17 protein-coding genes and 3 tRNA genes are annotated in these 15,619 nt (G+C 71.0%); 4 read left to right on the plus strand and 16 right to left on the minus strand.

What is annotated here, in order from left to right; all coding sequences use genetic code 11:
• Window positions 1-78: 78 nt before the first annotated feature.
• From ACFWVE_RS03580 to ACFWVE_RS03620, 9 genes are all read right to left on the minus strand, one after another.
• The gene (locus ACFWVE_RS03580) at window positions 79-1,134 is read right to left on the minus strand and encodes a UDP-N-acetylmuramate dehydrogenase (protein ID WP_384007829.1); all 1,056 of its coding nucleotides are present in this window, start codon (window positions 1,132-1,134) and stop codon (window positions 79-81) included.
• Window positions 1,135-1,209: 75 nt separating this feature from the next.
• Entirely contained in the window at window positions 1,210-1,590 is a 381-nt protein-coding gene (locus ACFWVE_RS03585; RefSeq protein WP_384007831.1) for a DUF3291 domain-containing protein, read from the minus strand.
• A gap of 84 nt (window positions 1,591-1,674) precedes the next feature.
• Window positions 1,675-3,126 (minus strand): MFS transporter, encoded by a 1,452-nt coding sequence (locus ACFWVE_RS03590; RefSeq protein WP_384007832.1) that lies wholly within the window; start codon window positions 3,124-3,126, stop codon window positions 1,675-1,677.
• A gap of 87 nt (window positions 3,127-3,213) precedes the next feature.
• Entirely contained in the window at window positions 3,214-3,771 is a 558-nt protein-coding gene (locus ACFWVE_RS03595; protein WP_384007834.1) for a TetR/AcrR family transcriptional regulator, read from the minus strand.
• 134 nt (window positions 3,772-3,905) lie between these two features.
• Window positions 3,906-4,334 (minus strand): MaoC family dehydratase, encoded by a 429-nt coding sequence (locus ACFWVE_RS03600; RefSeq protein ID WP_384007974.1) that lies wholly within the window; start codon window positions 4,332-4,334, stop codon window positions 3,906-3,908.
• Window positions 4,335-4,342: 8 nt separating this feature from the next.
• The gene (locus ACFWVE_RS03605) at window positions 4,343-4,801 is read right to left on the minus strand and encodes a MaoC family dehydratase N-terminal domain-containing protein (RefSeq protein WP_384007836.1); all 459 of its coding nucleotides are present in this window, start codon (window positions 4,799-4,801) and stop codon (window positions 4,343-4,345) included.
• Window positions 4,802-4,904: 103 nt separating this feature from the next.
• A complete protein-coding gene (gene rpmG / locus ACFWVE_RS03610; protein WP_018834916.1) occupies window positions 4,905-5,069 on the minus strand; it encodes a 50S ribosomal protein L33 in 165 nt (54 codons plus the stop codon).
• Between the two features lie 94 nt (window positions 5,070-5,163).
• Window positions 5,164-5,236, minus strand: a tRNA-Met gene (locus tag ACFWVE_RS03615).
• A 46-nt stretch (window positions 5,237-5,282) separates the two neighbouring features.
• A tRNA-Thr gene (locus ACFWVE_RS03620) sits at window positions 5,283-5,355 on the minus strand.
• Window positions 5,356-5,714: 359 nt separating this feature from the next.
• Here ACFWVE_RS03620 and ACFWVE_RS03625 point away from each other — a divergent pair.
• Both ACFWVE_RS03625 and ACFWVE_RS03630 read left to right on the plus strand, forming a co-directional pair.
• On the plus strand, window positions 5,715-6,995 hold the full coding sequence (locus tag ACFWVE_RS03625) for an amidohydrolase family protein (RefSeq protein ID WP_384007838.1): 1,281 nt from the start codon (window positions 5,715-5,717) through the stop codon (window positions 6,993-6,995).
• Window positions 6,996-7,088: 93 nt separating this feature from the next.
• Window positions 7,089-7,745 (plus strand): SDR family oxidoreductase, encoded by a 657-nt coding sequence (locus ACFWVE_RS03630; RefSeq protein WP_384007839.1) that lies wholly within the window; start codon window positions 7,089-7,091, stop codon window positions 7,743-7,745.
• A gap of 45 nt (window positions 7,746-7,790) precedes the next feature.
• Here ACFWVE_RS03630 and ACFWVE_RS03635 read toward each other — a convergent pair whose 3' ends face one another.
• Both ACFWVE_RS03635 and ACFWVE_RS03640 read right to left on the minus strand, forming a co-directional pair.
• A complete protein-coding gene (locus ACFWVE_RS03635) occupies window positions 7,791-8,003 on the minus strand; it encodes a hypothetical protein (RefSeq protein WP_384007841.1) in 213 nt (70 codons plus the stop codon).
• 103 nt (window positions 8,004-8,106) lie between these two features.
• Window positions 8,107-8,188: transfer RNA gene (locus ACFWVE_RS03640), tRNA-Tyr, on the minus strand.
• Between the two features lie 242 nt (window positions 8,189-8,430).
• On the opposite strand from ACFWVE_RS03640, the gene ACFWVE_RS03645 reads away from it, so the two are divergent.
• On the plus strand, window positions 8,431-8,919 hold the full coding sequence (locus ACFWVE_RS03645) for a YajQ family cyclic di-GMP-binding protein (RefSeq protein WP_042165009.1): 489 nt from the start codon (window positions 8,431-8,433) through the stop codon (window positions 8,917-8,919).
• Between the two features lie 141 nt (window positions 8,920-9,060).
• On the opposite strand, the gene ACFWVE_RS03650 is transcribed toward ACFWVE_RS03645, so the two are convergent.
• Window positions 9,061-9,327: a GlsB/YeaQ/YmgE family stress response membrane protein gene (locus ACFWVE_RS03650; RefSeq protein WP_384007843.1), complete on the minus strand. Its 267-nt coding sequence runs from the start codon at window positions 9,325-9,327 to the stop codon at window positions 9,061-9,063.
• 142 nt (window positions 9,328-9,469) lie between these two features.
• On the opposite strand from ACFWVE_RS03650, the gene ACFWVE_RS03655 reads away from it, so the two are divergent.
• Window positions 9,470-10,720, plus strand: a complete 1,251-nt coding sequence (locus ACFWVE_RS03655; protein ID WP_384007845.1) for an APC family permease — start codon at window positions 9,470-9,472, stop codon at window positions 10,718-10,720.
• Between the two features lie 242 nt (window positions 10,721-10,962).
• Here the strand turns inward: ACFWVE_RS03655 and ACFWVE_RS03660 are convergent, their stop codons facing one another.
• From ACFWVE_RS03660 to ACFWVE_RS03675, 4 genes are all read right to left on the minus strand, one after another.
• Entirely contained in the window at window positions 10,963-11,355 is a 393-nt protein-coding gene (locus ACFWVE_RS03660) for a YccF domain-containing protein (RefSeq protein ID WP_384007847.1), read from the minus strand.
• Window positions 11,352-12,215 (minus strand): zinc metalloprotease HtpX, encoded by an 864-nt coding sequence (gene htpX, locus ACFWVE_RS03665; RefSeq protein WP_384007849.1) that lies wholly within the window; start codon window positions 12,213-12,215, stop codon window positions 11,352-11,354. The genes ACFWVE_RS03660 and htpX overlap by 4 nt, the downstream gene beginning before the upstream one ends.
• A 331-nt stretch (window positions 12,216-12,546) precedes the next feature.
• Window positions 12,547-14,046 (minus strand): NADH-quinone oxidoreductase subunit N, encoded by a 1,500-nt coding sequence (locus tag ACFWVE_RS03670; RefSeq protein ID WP_384007851.1) that lies wholly within the window; start codon window positions 14,044-14,046, stop codon window positions 12,547-12,549.
• Entirely contained in the window at window positions 14,043-15,617 is a 1,575-nt protein-coding gene (locus tag ACFWVE_RS03675) for a NuoM family protein (RefSeq protein WP_384007853.1), read from the minus strand. Before ACFWVE_RS03675 ends, ACFWVE_RS03670 begins: the two co-directional genes overlap by 4 nt.
• Window positions 15,618-15,619 lie beyond the last annotated feature (2 nt).

Consider the following 15,619-nt stretch of genomic DNA (forward strand, 5'->3'; position numbering starts at 1 on the left):
GCCCGGTGGGGCCGGGCGCGGCCTGACGGGGTGAAGCGCGGCGGGGTGAAGCGCGGCCCGGTGAAGGGCCGGAGCCGGTCAGAGGCCGACCCCGACCGTCACCGGCTCGTTGACCAGCGTGATGCCGAAGGCTTCGCGCACGCCGGCGACCACCTCACGGGCGAGTGCCAGCAGGTCCTCGGTGGTCGCCTCGCCGCGGTTGGTGAGAGCGAGAGTGTGCTTGGTGGAGATGCGGGCGGGGCCGGCGCCGTAGCCCTTGGTGAAGCCTGCCTTGTCGATCAGCCAGGCGGCGGAGGTCTTGGTGCGTCCCTCGCCGGCGGGGTAGGCGGGAGGCTCGGTGCCGGGGCCGAGGTGCTGCCGTGCCCGGGTCCGGAAGGCCACGAACTCCTCGTCCGTGAGAACCGGGTTGGTGAAGAAGGAGCCGGCCGACCAGGTGTCGTGGTCCTCGGGATCCAGGACCATGCCCTTCCCGGCACGGAGCTTGAGGACCGTCTCGCGGGCCGTGGGCAGGGGAACGCGCTCGCCCGGTGCGACGCCGAGGACGCGGGCCGTCTCGGCGTACCGGACGGGTCCGGAGAGGCCGCCGGCGTCCTCCAGCGCGAAGCGGACGCGCAGGACGACGTACCGCTCGGGGTCGGCCTTGAAGCGGCTGTGGCGGTAGGAGAAGGCGCACTCCTCGTCGGTGAGGGTGACCGTCTCGCGTGCCCGGCGGTCGTAGGCGACGACCTCGGTGATGGTGGAGGAGACCTCCTGACCGTACGCACCGACGTTCTGGATGGGGGTGGCGCCCGCCGAGCCGGGGATGCCGGCCAGGCACTCGACGCCGGCCAGGCCCGCTTCCACGGTGCGGGCGACGGCGTCGGTCCACACCTCTCCGGCCGCGAGCTCCAGGCGCGTGCCGTCCAGGGTGAAACCCTTGGTCGCGACGACGACTGCCGTGCCGTCGAAGCCCTTGTCGCCGATGACCAGGTTGGAGCCGCCGCCGATGATCAGCAGGGGCGTACCGGCGGAGTCGGCCTCGCGGACGACGGCGATCACTTCGTCGTCGGTCGTCGCGGTGACCAGCCGGGTCGCGGGTCCGCCCAGGCGGAACGTGGTCAGCGGGGCGAGGGGGGCGTCGTGGAGTTCCTGCACGGGCTCAAGACTAAGGCCCCCGCCGGACGGGCCGGCGGGGCCGTGCATGCGGTCGGGCGCACGCGGGGGTGTTCATCAGGTGAGGTGGCGCTGCACTTCGGTCCAGTCGACGGGGAGGTCCTCGCTCTTCGCGGTCCAGCCGGCGAACTTGGCGTCGCGCATCTGCGAGGCGAGCCCGCGGGCGGCCGGCCCGTGCGGGCCGGTACGGGCGAAGGCGCCGAGGGCCTTCGGGGACTCCCAGGCGGACACGGTCCAGAACGTACGTCGCAGCGGCTGCGCCTTCAGGGAGGCTCCGTACGCGCCGGGAGCCCTGCTCACCTGTCGCCACACGCCGGGGGTCCTGAGGAAGAACAGCAGGGCTCCCCGGAGGGTGCGGGTCTCGAAGCGGGAGGCGAAGACGTGCACTTCGGTGTGGGGCGGCGGGGTGTTCGGGACGGTCCAGGGAAGTGTGGGCACGACCGGGTCCTTCCGTGACGGGTGGGTGCGGGCCGGAGCCCTGCGAGGGCTGCGGGAGCTGCGAAAGCTGCGGGGCACGAGGGCTCAGGAGGTCGTTTCCAGTACCGGTTCGGGCGTCGGACCGGCCGGAGGGGCAGTGGGGTCGGTGGGAGCGGCGGGCCGCCTGCGGGCCGGTATGAACAGGGTCGCGACGCCCGCGAGGGCGACCGCCGCGGCGCCGGTCACCAGCGCCGGACGCATACCGTCGACGAAGGCCTGACCGGATTCGTAGCCGCCCCGGGACGCGAAGATCGACGCCATGACCGCGATGCCGAGGGCGCCGCCCACCTCGCGCAGGGCGTTGTTGGCCCCGGAGGCGATGCCCTGTTCCTTCGGGCGGACGCTGGACATCACCAGGTTGGAGGCGGGGGCGAAGTACAGCGCCATGCCGATGCCGCTGATGATCAGGGCGGGCAGCTGGGCCGCGTAGGAGGCGTCGGCGGTCGCCACCACGGCCAGGTGGCCGAGGCCGAGGGCCTGCAGGAAGAGGCCGGTGGCGACGACCGGACGGCCGCCGATGCGGTCGGAGAGGATGCCGGCGATCGGGGCGACGAGCATCGGCATGCCGGTCCAGGGCAGCATCCGCAGGCCCGCTTCGGTGGGCGAGTAGCCGAGCACGCCCTGCATGTACTGGCTGAGCAGGAAGATCGAACCGAACATGCCGAGGAACATCAGCAGGCTCGCCGCGTTGATACCGGCGAAGGCGCGGGAGCGGAAGAGCCGCATCGGCAGCATGGGGTTCTTGGCGCGGATGCTGTAGAGCACGAAGCCCCCGAGCAGTGCCGTCCCTGCGGACAGGCCGGTCAGGACGACGGTGCCGGTCCAGCCGTCGACGGGCCCGCGGACCATGCCGTAGACGATGCCGAAGAGTCCGCCGCTGGCGAGCAGGGTGCCGGGCAGGTCGAGCGGGGCTCCGGTGCCGTGGGACTCGGCGAGGCGCAGGCGGGCGAGCGGGATGAGGACCAGGCCGAGCGGGACGTTCAGCCAGAAGATCCACTGCCAGGAGATGTGTTCGGTGAGGCTGCCGCCGACCAGCGGCCCGGAGGCGACGGCCAGACCGTTCACGGCGCCCCAGATGCCGTACGCCATGCCGCGCCGGGCCTCGGGCACGGCCGCGGTGAGCAGGGTCAGGGTGAGGGGCATCATGACCGCGGCGCCGGCGCCCTGCACCGCGCGGGCGACGATCAGGGAGTCGATGCCGGGGGCCATGGCCGCGGCGGCGGAGGCCGCGGTGAAGACGGTGATGCCGACGATGAAGAGACGGCGGCGGCCGAAGCGGTCGCCGAGGGCCGCGCCGAACATCAGCAGGACGGCGAAGGTGAGCGTGTAGGCGCTCACGGTCCATTCCAGGTCGTGCAGGGCGCCGCCCAGGTCCTCGCGGATGGAGGGCAGTGCGGTGGTGACGACGAGGTTGTCGAGGGCCGCCATGAAGCCGGCGACGCTGGTGATGACGAGTGCCCAGGCGGCCGAGCCGCCGCGTTCGGTCTGTTGTGTCATCGCTCCCCCAGGAGGTGATGTTGTTAGTTATTGATGACTAACTTTTACGCGCAAAAAAGGGGCAGGGCCCGACTCCTGGCCCGCCGCCTAACCGCTGAGCCGCGCCGACGGGTCCAGCCCTTCCCAGATCCGGTGCCCGGACGGGAACCCCATGGCGGACAGGCAGTTGATGAGCATGCCGTAGGCCATGAAGGTCGTCGTCTCCCCGACGTCGGCCCCCAGGGCGAGGTGGACGGTGTCCCACAGCCGCAGCCAGCCGGCGCGCACGGTCGCACCGAACTCCTGATCGCCCTCCTGCTCGGCGGCCGCCACCGCGAGGTACATCTGCATCTGCATCATGAGCAGCTCGGGCCGCTCCGCGATGGTCCGTGTATAGGCGTTCGCCATGGCGTGCAGGGCCTCCTCCCCCTCCAGCCCTTCGGACGCCTCCGTGAACATGCGGATGGTGTCCTCCACGCAGCGTTCCGCCGCCGCCAGGAAGATGGCCCTCTTGCCCGGGAAGAGCCGGAAGAGATACGGCTGCGAGACGCCGACCCGCTTGGCGATCGCCTCGGTCGACGTGCCGTGATAGCCGCCGCGGGCGAACTCGGCACTCGCCGCGCGGACGATGCTCTCGCGCCTCTCCTCGGCGCTCATCCTGACCATGCCTACAAGTTAGTACTCAATCACTAACCAGGTCAAGAGGGGGAGTGCCCGGTGGGCCCGGCACGACGCAAGGGGCGCTCTCACCGGAGAACGCCCCTTGCGTCGCATGTCATGCCACGCGATCCGGTCCCCGGTCAGGCGAGTCGTACGACCGCCCGCGACATCCCCAGCACCTTCTGCCCGGCGCTGGTCGCCGTGAGGTCGACGCGGACCGTGTGGTCGTCGAGTTTGGCCGCGACCTTGCCGCTGACCTCGATGGTGGCGCCCCGATCGTCGTTGGGGACGACGACCGGCCTGGTGAAGCGGACGCCGTACTCGACGACCGCGCCCGGGTCGCCCACCCAGTCGGTGACCACGCGGATCGCCTCGGCCATGGTGAACATGCCGTGCGCGATGACGTCCGGCAGGCCGACCTCCTTGGCGAACTTCTCGTTCCAGTGAATGGGGTTGAAGTCTCCGGAGGCACCCGCGTACCGGACGAGGGTGGCCCGGGTCACGGGGAACGTCTGCGCGGGCAGTTCCGTGCCGACCTCGACGTCCGCGTAGGAGATCTTCGCCGTCATGATGCCGCTCACGCCCCCTCGTTCTCGCCCGCGCGGGCGACCAGCTTGATCCAGGACGTCACGACGTGCTCGCCGGCCTCGTCGTGCACCTCACCGCGGATGTCCAGGATGTCGTTGCCCGCCATCGACTTGATCGCCTCGATGGTCGAGGTGACGGTGAGCCGGTCACCTGCACGCACCGGACGGCGGTAGGCGAACTTCTGGTCGCCGTGCACCACCCGGCTGTAGTCCAGGCCCAGCCGGGGGTCGGCGATGACGTCCCCGGCGGCCTTGAAGGTGACCGCGAACACAAAGGTCGGCGGGGCGATCACATCGGGATGACCGAGCGCCTCGGCGGCCTCCGCGTCCGTGTACGCCGGGTTGGTGTCCCCCACCGCTTCGGCGAACTCGCGGATCTTCTCCCGGCCCACTTCATAGGGAACGGTGGGCGGGTAGCTCCGCCCCACGAAGGACTGGTCGAGCGCCATGCGCGCGGCACCTCCTGTGTCTCGTGCGGCCCTGGTCGGCCGGCGGGAAGAACGACGCGAGGCCGCCCCCGGCTACGGGGACGGCCTCGCGTACGAGCCTGATTTATCGCGTTTCGCGGTGCGCGGTGTGCGCATTGCAACGCGGGCAGTGCTTCTTCATCTCCATACGATCCGGGTTGTTACGCCGGTTCTTCTTGGTGATGTAGTTCCGCTCCTTGCACTCCACGCAGGCCAGCGTGATCTTCGGGCGGACGTCGGTGGCAGCCACGTGAGTGCTCCTTGGACGAACGGGATAATGAGACTGAATGAACGCAGAAAGAGTAGCCGATCGAAGGACCGACCCCGCAATCGGCTACTGTGTGTAGCGGTGACCGGACTTGAACCGGTGACACAGCGATTATGAGCCGCTTGCTCTACCGACTGAGCTACACCGCTGTGATGCGTTCGGATCCCGCCTCGCGACGGGAACCTCACACACCAGAGCCCCAAAACGGAATCGAACCGTTGACCTTCTCCTTACCATGGAGACGCTCTGCCGACTGAGCTATTGGGGCGAGCGAGGAAGACATTACACGCTCCGCCGCCGTTCACCCAAATCCGTTTCGCGCCCCCTGTCCCACCCTGTCGGCCACTCCCTCCCGAGGGTCCCGGACGGCGCACCCGACCCTCCGCGACAACCCCACCGCATCACAGCCGCACTCCATCCGGCCCGCAGGAGGACCGCCGGGAGACCGCCGGGGAGCCGCCGCCGCACCCAGCCGGCCCTACCGGACCACACCGGTACGACTATTGCTGACTCTTGCGCCCCTTCAAGCGAGGCGCGAGCCGCCGCCCTAGGCTCGACTCACTCTGCGTGATCTTCCCTCTGTGTGATCCTGCGACGACCGTGCGCAGTCCGAGCCTCAGGAGCGCGATGCCCGACAGCCGGCCGCAGCCGCCGCCCCCCTCGTCGCCCTCGTCGTCCCCGGGTCCGGCCGACCCGGCGCCGCTCCTGCTGTGCGGCGCGCGGCTCACCGACGGCCGAACCGTGGACGTACGGCTGGGCGGCGGGCGCATCGAGGCGGTCGGCACGGCCGGCAGCCTGACCGTGGACGGCACCCCCACGGACGGCACCCGGGTCGACCTGGCCGGCCATCTGCTCCTCCCGGCCCCCGCCGAACCGCACGCGCACGCCGACACCGCCCTCTCCGCCGCATCCGACGGCCCCGTCTCGTACGACCCCCACGACGTCCGGCGCCGGGCGACGGAGGCCGCGCTGCTCCAGCTCGGGCACGGGGCGACGGCGGTGCGGGCGCACGTGCGGGTGGACGACATGACCGGACTCGGCGCGCTCACCGCCGTACTGCAGGCGGGGCGCTCGCTGCGCGGGCTGACCGAGCTGGCCACGGTGGCGATGCCGCGCGTGCTGACCGGAGCGGCCGGGGCCGACGGGATCGCGATGCTGCGGGACGCGATGAAGATGGGCGCGTCGGTGGTGGGCGGCTGCCCGGACGTCGACCCCGATCCCACGGGGTACGTGGAAGCGGTCCTGGAGGTCGCCGCCGAGTACGGCTGCCCCGTCGACCTGCACACGGACACCGCCGACCCCGCCCGCGTGGCCCGGCTCGCCGCGATGGCGGGCGGGCTGCGGCCGGGAGTGACGCTCAGCCCGTGCGGCGGCCTCGGCCGGTTGCCCACCGAGGCCGCCGCACGGACCGCGGACCATCTGGCGGCGGCCGGCGTGACCGTGGTGTGCCTGCCCCAGGGCGGCTGTGGGGGCGTCGACCGCCGGGGCACGGGCACGGCTCCGGTACGGCTGCTGCGCACGGCGGGCGTGCGGGTCTCGGCCGGGAGCGGCGCCCTGCGGGACGTGTCGAACCCGGTCGGCCGCGGCGACCCGCTGGAGGCGGCATACCTGCTGGCCTCCCGCCACGGACTGTCACCCGAGGACGCCTACGAGGCGGTGAGCACGTCGGCTCGGGCCGCTCTCGGGCTGCCCGAGGTACGGGTGGAGGCGGGCTTCCCCGCCGAACTGCTCGCGGTCCGCGGCGACCGGCTGCCGGCGGCACTGTCCCTGGCGTACAGCCGGATCGTGGTGCACCGGGGGCGCGTGGTCGCGCGGACGAGCGCGGTACGGGAGTACTGCGGTTCCTCGACGACGACCACGGAACCGGCATCGGCCCTGCCCCGGCAGGGCCGGAAAGGAACCCCGTAACCCCTCTGCTGTCCCCCTCCTCCCCCTCCGGCCTCTCCCCTTCCGGGCCGTGCCGTGCGGCGGATGCGATCGTCGCGGCGTACGGTCGAAGGCATGCGCATTGTCATCGCTGGTGGTCATGGTCAGATCGCGCTGCGGCTGGAGCGGTTGCTCGCCGCGCGCGGGTACGAAGTGGCGGGCATCATCCGCAAACCCGAACAGGCCGACGAGCTGAGTCAATTGGGCGCCGAGCCGGTCGTGCTCGACCTGGAGTCCGCATCCGTGGAGGAGGTCGCGGAGCAACTCCGGGGCGCGGACGCCGCGGTGTTCGCCGCGGGCGCCGGGCCGGGGAGCGGCACGGCGCGCAAGGAGACGGTGGACAAGGCCGCGGCGGTCCTCTTCGCCGACGCGGCGGTCCGTGCGGGTGTGCGGCGGTTCGTGGTCGTCTCCTCGATGGGCGCGGACCCGGCCCACGAGGGGGACGAGATCTTCGACGTGTACCAGCGCGCCAAGGGCGAGGCCGACGCCCACGTCCGCGGCCTGGACGCCCTCGACTGGACGATCCTGCGCCCCGGCATGCTCACCGACGACGCCGGCACCGGTCTGGTCCGTCTGGAGGCCCACACCGGCCGCGGCCCGATCCCCCGCGACGACGTGGCCGCCGTCCTGGCCGAGCTGGTGGAGGACTCCTCGACGGCCGGCCTGACCCTGGAACTGATCAGCGGCCCCTCGCCGGTCCCGGTGGCGGTGAAATCAGTGGCGGGCGGGTGAGCCGGGGAGAGGTTCCGGAGGATCCGGAAAGCTGCGCGAGGACGGCTAGAACAGCGGCATCTGCCCCGGGAACTCCGGTACGACGTACCCGTCCAGCGACGGCTGTTCGACGCCGGCCAGGGCATACCGGCGGGATCCCGGGCACGAGGTCAGCTCCCCGTGTTCCCGAGCACCGGGCGGATCATGACGCGCGTACCGCCCGGCCACGACGGCGATCTCACGACGACACTCGGGACAACGCCTACGACGCGACGACATCCCGCCAGTGTCCCTGAGCGGCCTGCCCCGCACATACCTCACCGCAAACACAGGAGACCCCCTCCGGGCTGCGTCTCGCAGTCCGGAGGGGGTCTCCCCCTTGTGGCGGCGCCAGGATTCGAACCTGGGAAGGCTGAGCCGGCAGATTTACAGTCTGCTCCCTTTGGCCGCTCGGGCACACCGCCAAGGTCGCTGCCCTCGAACCGCCTTGCGGCGGCGCTCCGTGGCAACGACGTAAACGATACCTGATGGGGAGGGGTGGTTCGCCACCGGATTGATCGCCACCCCGGGGTCCCGGGGTGGCTAGGCTTGTGCGGATGCGGCCCGGGACCGATGCCGGGCTCGACGGCCGCCCCCCGTACGCCGGTAGCCGGTACGCATCCGGCTCTCAGCCCGATGCACACCCCGATGCAAGGAGCCACAGGACATGGCCGACTCCAGTTTCGACATCGTCTCGAAGGTCGAGCGGCAGGAGGTCGACAACGCCCTCAACCAGACCGCCAAGGAGATCTCGCAGCGCTACGACTTCAAGGGCGTGGGTGCCTCGATCTCGTGGTCCGGGGAGAAGATTCTTCTGGAGGCGAACTCCGAGGACCGGGTGAAGGCTGTCCTCGACGTCTTCCAGTCCAAGCTGATCAAGCGGGGCATCTCGCTGAAGTCCCTGGACGCCGGTGAGCCGCAGCTCTCCGGCAAGGAGTACAAGATTTTCGCGTCGATCCAGGAGGGCATCTCCCAGGAGAACGCGAAGAAGGTGGCGAAGCTCATCCGGGACGAGGGCCCCAAGGGTGTGAAGGCCCAGGTGCAGGGCGAGGAACTCCGGGTCTCCTCCAAGAGCCGTGACGACCTTCAGACCGTCATCTCCCTGCTCAAGGGCCAGGACTTCGACTTCGCCCTGCAGTTCGTGAACTACCGCTAGGCCGGGTCGGAGAGCGAAGCCGCGTGCGCCTTGGGCGTCGCGTGCACATCTGTATACGTGCGTGTGGGGGAGGGTGGGTGCCGCTGGGCGCCCGCCCTTCCCGGCTGTCGACGGCGCCCGGGGCGGCCCCGGGGCCGGAACTCAGCTGCGCGAGTGGCCGAAGAGGAGGCGGTAGGCGATCAGGAGGACCAGGGAGCCGCCTATCGCGGCGGCCCAGGTGGCGCCGTCGTAGAAGTCCTTGGTGATCGGGTGGTCGAGCCAGCGGGCCGATACCCAGCCGCCGATGAACGCTCCGGCGACGCCGATCAGGGTCGTGCCGATGAAGCCGCCCGGGTCGCGGCCCGGCAGCAGGAACTTCGCGATCGCTCCGGCCAACAGTCCCAGAATGATCCAGCTGATGATCGTCATGCCCTGGCCCCTGCCCTTTCGTGCCGCGCCCTCACCCGCCGCGGCCTGTGATTCCGGTCCGGACCCGGTGTTCATCCGGTCCTGGGGTGGAGGACGACGTGGGTATGCGTGACGGTTGCCGCGATCAGTAGGGTGCGGCCTCATGGCATCCCCTTCCGGTTCCGGACTGCGCCGCACGCTCGGTGTGAAAGACGCCGTCGTCATCGGTCTCGGCTCCATGGTGGGGGCCGGGATCTTCGCCGCCCTGGCGCCCGCCGCGCACGCGGCCGGCTCCGGGCTGCTCCTCGGACTCGCGGTCGCCGCCGTGGTCGCCTACTGCAACGCCACGTCGTCGGCGCGCCTCGCCGCGCTGTATCCCGCCTCGGGCGGCACCTATGTCTACGGGCGGGCCCGGCTCGGAGAGTTCTGGGGATACCTCGCGGGCTGGGCGTTCGTGGTCGGCAAGACGGCCTCCTGCGCGGCGATGGCCCTCACCGTCGGCGCCTACCTCTGGCCGGGGCAGGCCCACGCCGTGGCGGTCGCCGCTGTCGTGGCGCTGACTGCGGTGAGCTACGGCGGTGTGCAGAAGTCCGCGTGGCTGACGCGGGTGATCGTGGCCGTGGTCCTCGCCGTTCTCGCTTCCGTGGTGGTCGTGTGTCTGACCTCGGGGCAGGCCGGTGCCGGGCGCCTCTCCTTCGCGGCGCCGGACGGCGCGGGCGGTGTGCTTCAGGCCGCCGGTCTGCTGTTCTTCGCCTTCGCCGGGTACGCGAGGATCGCGACCCTCGGCGAGGAGGTGCGGGATCCGGCGCGCACCATCCCGCGCGCGATCCCGCTGGCGCTGGGCATCGCGCTGGTCGTGTACGTGGCTGTCGCGATCGCCGTCCTTTCGGTGCTGGGGGCGCAGGAACTGGGTGACTCGGGCGCGCCGCTCTCCGACGCGGTGCGGGCGGCCGGGGTTCCGGAACTGACGCCACTGGTACGGGCGGGGGCGGCCGCGGCCGCGCTGGGATCGCTGCTCGCCCTGATCCTGGGTGTCTCGCGGACGACGCTCGCCATGGCCCGGGACCGGCATCTGCCGGGCTCCCTGGCCGCCGTCCACCCCCGGTTCCAGGTGCCGCACCGGGCGGAGCTGGCCGTGGGAGCGGTGGTCGCCGTCCTGGCCGCCACGGTGGACGTACGGGGCGCGATCGGGTTCTCCTCCTTCGGAGTGCTGGCGTACTACGCGGTGGCCAACGCGTCGGCCTGGACGCTTCGTCCGGGACCCGCGGCGCGGGTACTGCCGGCGATCGGGCTCGCCGGGTGTCTGGTCCTGGCGTTCTCGCTGCCGGGGATGTCCGTGGCCGTCGGCGCGGGGGTGCTGGCGGTGGGTGCGGCCGTTTACGGGGTACGGCGGTGGAGGGCCGCCGACCGGTAGATCATCCGGGGTCCGGACGGGCGGGGGCGGCAGGGCAGGCGCATGGGGGCAGGAACGGGTGGCATTCCGGGTGATGCTCGGGCTCGGCCTTGCGGGTCTCCTGGAACTCGACCACCACCCGGGGTAGGCGATTCGCCACGTTCGGTCATGTGTCCATGATGCGTGACGTCACTGACGGTCGGGGCGGCCTGTGGACGACCCTCGCCGGCGCGCGCTTGCGGGCTGTGGAGAACCGGGCCGGGCTAGCGGGACGCGAACGGCTGGTCGGTGCGTACGATCTCGCGGCCCATCGGAAGCAACGAGACCGGGATCAGCTTGAAGTTGGCGATGCCGAGCGGAATTCCGATGATCGTCACGCACAGGGCGAGGCCGGTGACGATGTGGCCGATGGCCAGCCACCAGCCCGCGAGGACCAGCCACAGCACGTTGCCGACGAAGGAGGCGGCGCCCGCGTCCCCGCGCTCGACCGCCGTGTACCCGAACGGCCACAGGGCGTAGATCCCGATCCTGAAGGCGGCGATACCGAAAGGAATACCGATGATCGTGACGCACAACAGGACGCCGGCGAGCAGGTAGCCGAGGAACAGCCAGAAGCCGCTCAGAACGAGCCATATGACGTTCAGGATGGTCTTCACTGCGTTCGACCTGCCATCTTCTCGAGTCGGGCGATGCGTTCCGCCATGGGCGGATGGGTCGAGAACATCTTCGCGAACCCCTGGCCCGGACGGAACGGGTTCGCGATCATCATGTGGCTGGCGGTCTCGATGCGGGGCTCGGGGGGCAGGGGAAGCTGTTTGGTGCCCGTTTCCAGCTTGCGCAGAGCGCTCGCCAGGGCGAGCGGGTCACCGGTCAGCTGGGCGCCGGAGACATCGGCCTCGTACTCGCGGGAGCGGCTGATGGCCAGCTTGATGAGGGAGGCGGCGAGCGGGCCCAGGATCATGATCAGCAGCATGCCGAGAATGCCGGGGCCGTCGTCGTCGCTGGAACGGCCGACCGGGATCAGCCAGGCGAAGTTGACCAGGAACATGATCACGGACGCGAGGGCGCCGGCGACCGAGGAGATCAGGATGTCCCGGTTGTAGACGTGGCTGAGCTCGTGGCCGATGACGCCGCGCAGTTCACGCTCGTCGAGCAGGCGCAGGATGCCGTCGGTGCAGCACACGGCGGCGTTGCGCGGGTTGCGGCCGGTGGCGAAGGCGTTGGGCGCCTCGGTCGGGGAGATGTACAGGCGGGGCATGGGCTGGCGGGCCTGGGTGGAGAGCTCGCGGACCATGCGGTACAGGCCAGGGGCCTCGAACTCGCTCACGGGGCGGGCCCGCATCGCGCGCAGGGCGAGCTTGTCGCTGTTCCAGTACGCGTACGCGTTGGTGCCCAGCGCGATCACGACAGCGACGACGAGGCCCATGCGGCCGAAGAAGCTGCCGATGACGATGATGAGCGCGGACAGTCCCCCGAGGAGGACCGCGGTCCTGAGCCCGTTGTGCCGGCGGTGCACGGTACGCCCTCCAAATCGTGCGACGGGGGGACCCTTGTCTGCCGATCTTCCTTCTGACCTGCGATGGCCCCGGGTGCTGCGGCCTCACGTCCAGTGGACCCTCCCGTATTCGTCAACGCCAGGCGGGCGGCACAGGTTCCCTGGGGGGCGTGGTGGCGCGTGTAAACCGTCCGGGTGACGGCCGCTCTCGGCGCCGTGCCGCCGCGCCCGTCCGGTGGCCGAAAAGCGCGGCCGGTGAATGAGGGCAGGGGTGACGGAGGAGGCCCGGTAGGCCCGGTAGGCCCGGAAGGCCTTGGGTCGCCGGGTGCCGGCGCGGTCCCGGGAGATCGGGTCAGAAGAGCCCGGTGTCGGTGAAGCGCAGGATCAGTTGGGGGGCACCGGACAGGACGATGCCGAGGACACCGCTCAGAGTGATCGCGGCGGTGAGCGGGACCGGGACGCGGTGCACGGCCGGTGCGCCGTCGGGGACGCGGAACAGCAGGGCCGTCCAGCGGAGGTAGTAGACCAGCGCGATGACGACGTTGACGGCCATGACGACGGCGAGCCAGCCGAGTCCGGCGTCGACTGCCGCGGAGAAGACGGTGACCTTGGCGAAGAGGCCGATGATGCCGGGCGGGAGTCCGGCGAGGCACAGCAGGAAGAAGGCCATGAGCAGGGCGGTGAGCGGGCTGGAGGCGTACAGGCCGCGGTAGTCGGAGACCCGGTTGAGGGGGTTCGTCCGGCCCACCAGGGCGGCGACGGCGAAGGCGCCGAGGTTCACCGCGCCGTACATGAGGGCGTAGGCGAGGGTGGAGCCGATCGACTTCTCGGCGTCGCCGGAGTACGCGGCGGCGGCGATCGGCACCAGGAGGTAGCCGGCCTGGCCGACGGAGGACCAGGCCAGGAGCCGTACCGCGCTGTACGCGCGCGTGGCCTGCTGTGCCAGGGCGCCGACGTTGCCGACGGTCATGGTGAGGGCGGCGAGCGCGGCGAGGGCCGGGCCCCAGACCTCGGCGTACGACGGGAGTGCGACGACGGTGACGAGGATCAGGCCGGTGAAACCGACCGCCTTTCCGATGACCGACAGGTAGGCGGCGATCGGCAGGGGGGCGCCGACATAGGTGTCGGGCACCCAGAAGTGGAAGGGGACGGCGGCCGTCTTGAAGGCGAAGCCGACGAGGGTGAGGACGACACCGGCCTGGGCGAGGGTGTGGAACTGTCCGTCGACGGTCTGGACGCGTTCGGCCACCAGGGTGAGGTGGAGGGTGCCGGTGGCCGCGTAGACGAAGCTGATGCCGAGGAGGCTGACCGCGGTGGCGGTGACCGAGGACAGGAAGAACTTCAGCGCCGCTTCGGACGACTTCCGGTCGCCGTGCCGGAGGCCGACCAGGGCGAAGGCGGGCAGGGAGGCGACTTCCAGGGCGACGACGAGGGTCGCGAAATCGCGGGAGGCGGGCAGGAGGGCGGCGCCCGCGACGGAGGACAGGAACAGGAACCAGTACTCGCCCTCGGGGAGCCGTTTGTCGGCGTCCTTGAGGGCGGTGACCGACAGAAGGGCGGTCAGGAGCGCGCCGCCGAGCACCAGGAACTGGATGACGAGGGTGAACCGGTCGACGGTGTAGCTGCACACTCCGGGGTCGCCGACCAGGCAGAACGTGCTGCGGTCGGCGTCGAGGAGGGGAAGCAGCAGGAGTGTGGCGGCGGCGAGTCCGGTCACCGCGAGCCGGCCGAGGAGCGGTTTCCTGGACTCGTCGAGGAACAGGTCGGCGACGAGGACGGCGAGTCCGACGACGGCCACGACGGCGGGCGGTGCGATGGCCGACCAGTCGACGGACTGGACGAGGGAGCTCATCGGGTGCCTCCTGCGAGGAGCTGCTGCACGGCCGGGTCGGTCAGTCCGATCAGGGCGCCGGGCCACAGTCCGGCGACGACGGTGAGGACGACGAGCGGGGTCCAGGCCGCGAACTCGTAGCCGCGCACATCGGTGAGCGCGGGGGCCTGTTCCTGGGGGGCGCCCATGCAGACCCTGCGGACGACGACGAGCAGGTATGCCGCGGTCAGCAGGGTGCCGAAGGCGCCGATCGACATGAAGACGAGGAAGGCGGGGCGGCTGAGTCCTTCGGCGGGGTCGAACGCGCCGAAGAGGGCCAGCATCTCGCCCCAGAACCCGGCGAGGCCGGGCAGGCCGAGGGAGGCGACGGCGGCGAAGGCGAGCAGTCCGCCGAGGCGCGGTGCCCTGCCGTAGAGGGCGGCGCCGGTCTGCTGGGCCAGGGTGTCGAGGTCGACGGTGCCGGTGCGGTCCTTGAGGGCGCCGACGAGGAAGAAGAGGAGGCCGGTGATGAGGCCGTGGGCGATGTTGGCGAAGAGGGCACCGTTGACGCCGGTCGGGGTCATGGTGGCGATGCCGAGGAGGACGAAACCCATGTGGCCGACGGAGGAGTAGGCGATGAGGCGCTTGAGATCGCCCTTGGCGCCCTGCCTCGCGAGGGCGAGGCAGGCGAGGGATCCGTAGATGATGCCGACGACGGCAAAGGCGGCGAGGTAGGGCGCGAAGGTGCGGAAGCCGTCCGGGGCGGTGGGGAGCAGGATCCGTACGAACCCGTACGTGCCCATCTTCAGCAGGACGCCGGCCAGCAGGACGGAGCCGACGGTCGGTGCGGCGGTGTGGGCGTCGGGCAGCCAGCTGTGCAGCGGCCACATCGGGGTCTTGACCGCGAGCCCGATCCCGATCGCCAGTACGGCGACGACCTGCACGGACACGCTCAGTGACCGGCCGTTGTCAGTGGCGAGTGCCACCATGTCGAATGTGCCCGCCTTGATGCCGATCAGGAGGAGGCCGAGCAGCATGACCACGGAGCCGAGCAGCGTGTAGAGGATGAACTTCCAGGCGGCCTCGGCCCGGCCCCCGCCGCCCCAGCGGGCGATGAGGAAGTACATCGGGATCAGGACCATCTCGAAGGCGAGGAAGAACAGGATCAGGTCGAGGACGGCGAAGGCCGCGAGGGTGCCGGACTCGAGGACGAGCAGCAGGACGACGAAGGCCTTCGGGGACGGGCCCGCGGGCGGTTTGACGTACGTGTAGAGCGTGCTGAGGAAGGTCAGCAGTGCGGTCAGGACCAGAAGGGGGAGGGAGATGCCGTCGGTGCCGAGGTGGATCCGCACGTCGAGTGCGGGGATCCAGCTGATGTCGGTCGTGGCCTGCATCGTCGACGGCCGGTCGTGGTCGAAGCCGAGCGCGAGGACGATCGCCGCGATGAGGACGGCGCCGGTGACGGTCACACCGTGTCGGAGCACGGCCTGGTCGGGTGATGTCCCCTTGAGTCCGGGCGGGGCCGGGAGGAGCGCGGCGGCGGCGCCCAGGAGCGGGCCGACGACGAGGAACGCCAGAAGGAACTGCATCACGGACTCACTGATATCGATCACGT

Source organism: Streptomyces sp. NPDC058632 (genome assembly GCF_042717095.1).
In the GTDB taxonomy this organism is placed as follows: Bacteria; Actinomycetota; Actinomycetes; order Streptomycetales; family Streptomycetaceae; genus Streptomyces.

Coding starts and splice junctions, on each gene's coding strand:
- ACFWVE_RS03605 (WP_384007836.1), bottom strand. CDS start 4,801: ATGGCGCTCGACCAGTCCTTCGTGGGGCGGAGCTACCCGCCCACCGTT.
- ACFWVE_RS03655 (WP_384007845.1), top strand. CDS start 9,470: ATGGCATCCCCTTCCGGTTCCGGACTGCGCCGCACGCTCGGTGTGAAA.
- ACFWVE_RS03645 (WP_042165009.1), top strand. CDS start 8,431: ATGGCCGACTCCAGTTTCGACATCGTCTCGAAGGTCGAGCGGCAGGAG.
- ACFWVE_RS03590 (WP_384007832.1), bottom strand. CDS start 3,126: ATGACACAACAGACCGAACGCGGCGGCTCGGCCGCCTGGGCACTCGTC.
- ACFWVE_RS03630 (WP_384007839.1), top strand. CDS start 7,089: ATGCGCATTGTCATCGCTGGTGGTCATGGTCAGATCGCGCTGCGGCTG.
- ACFWVE_RS03635 (WP_384007841.1), bottom strand. CDS start 8,003: ATGTCGTCGCGTCGTAGGCGTTGTCCCGAGTGTCGTCGTGAGATCGCC.
- ACFWVE_RS03670 (WP_384007851.1), bottom strand. CDS start 14,046: ATGAGCTCCCTCGTCCAGTCCGTCGACTGGTCGGCCATCGCACCGCCC.
- ACFWVE_RS03650 (WP_384007843.1), bottom strand. CDS start 9,327: ATGACGATCATCAGCTGGATCATTCTGGGACTGTTGGCCGGAGCGATC.
- ACFWVE_RS03600 (WP_384007974.1), bottom strand. CDS start 4,334: ATGACGGCGAAGATCTCCTACGCGGACGTCGAGGTCGGCACGGAACTG.
- ACFWVE_RS03625 (WP_384007838.1), top strand. CDS start 5,715: ATGCCCGACAGCCGGCCGCAGCCGCCGCCCCCCTCGTCGCCCTCGTCG.
- ACFWVE_RS03595 (WP_384007834.1), bottom strand. CDS start 3,771: ATGGTCAGGATGAGCGCCGAGGAGAGGCGCGAGAGCATCGTCCGCGCG.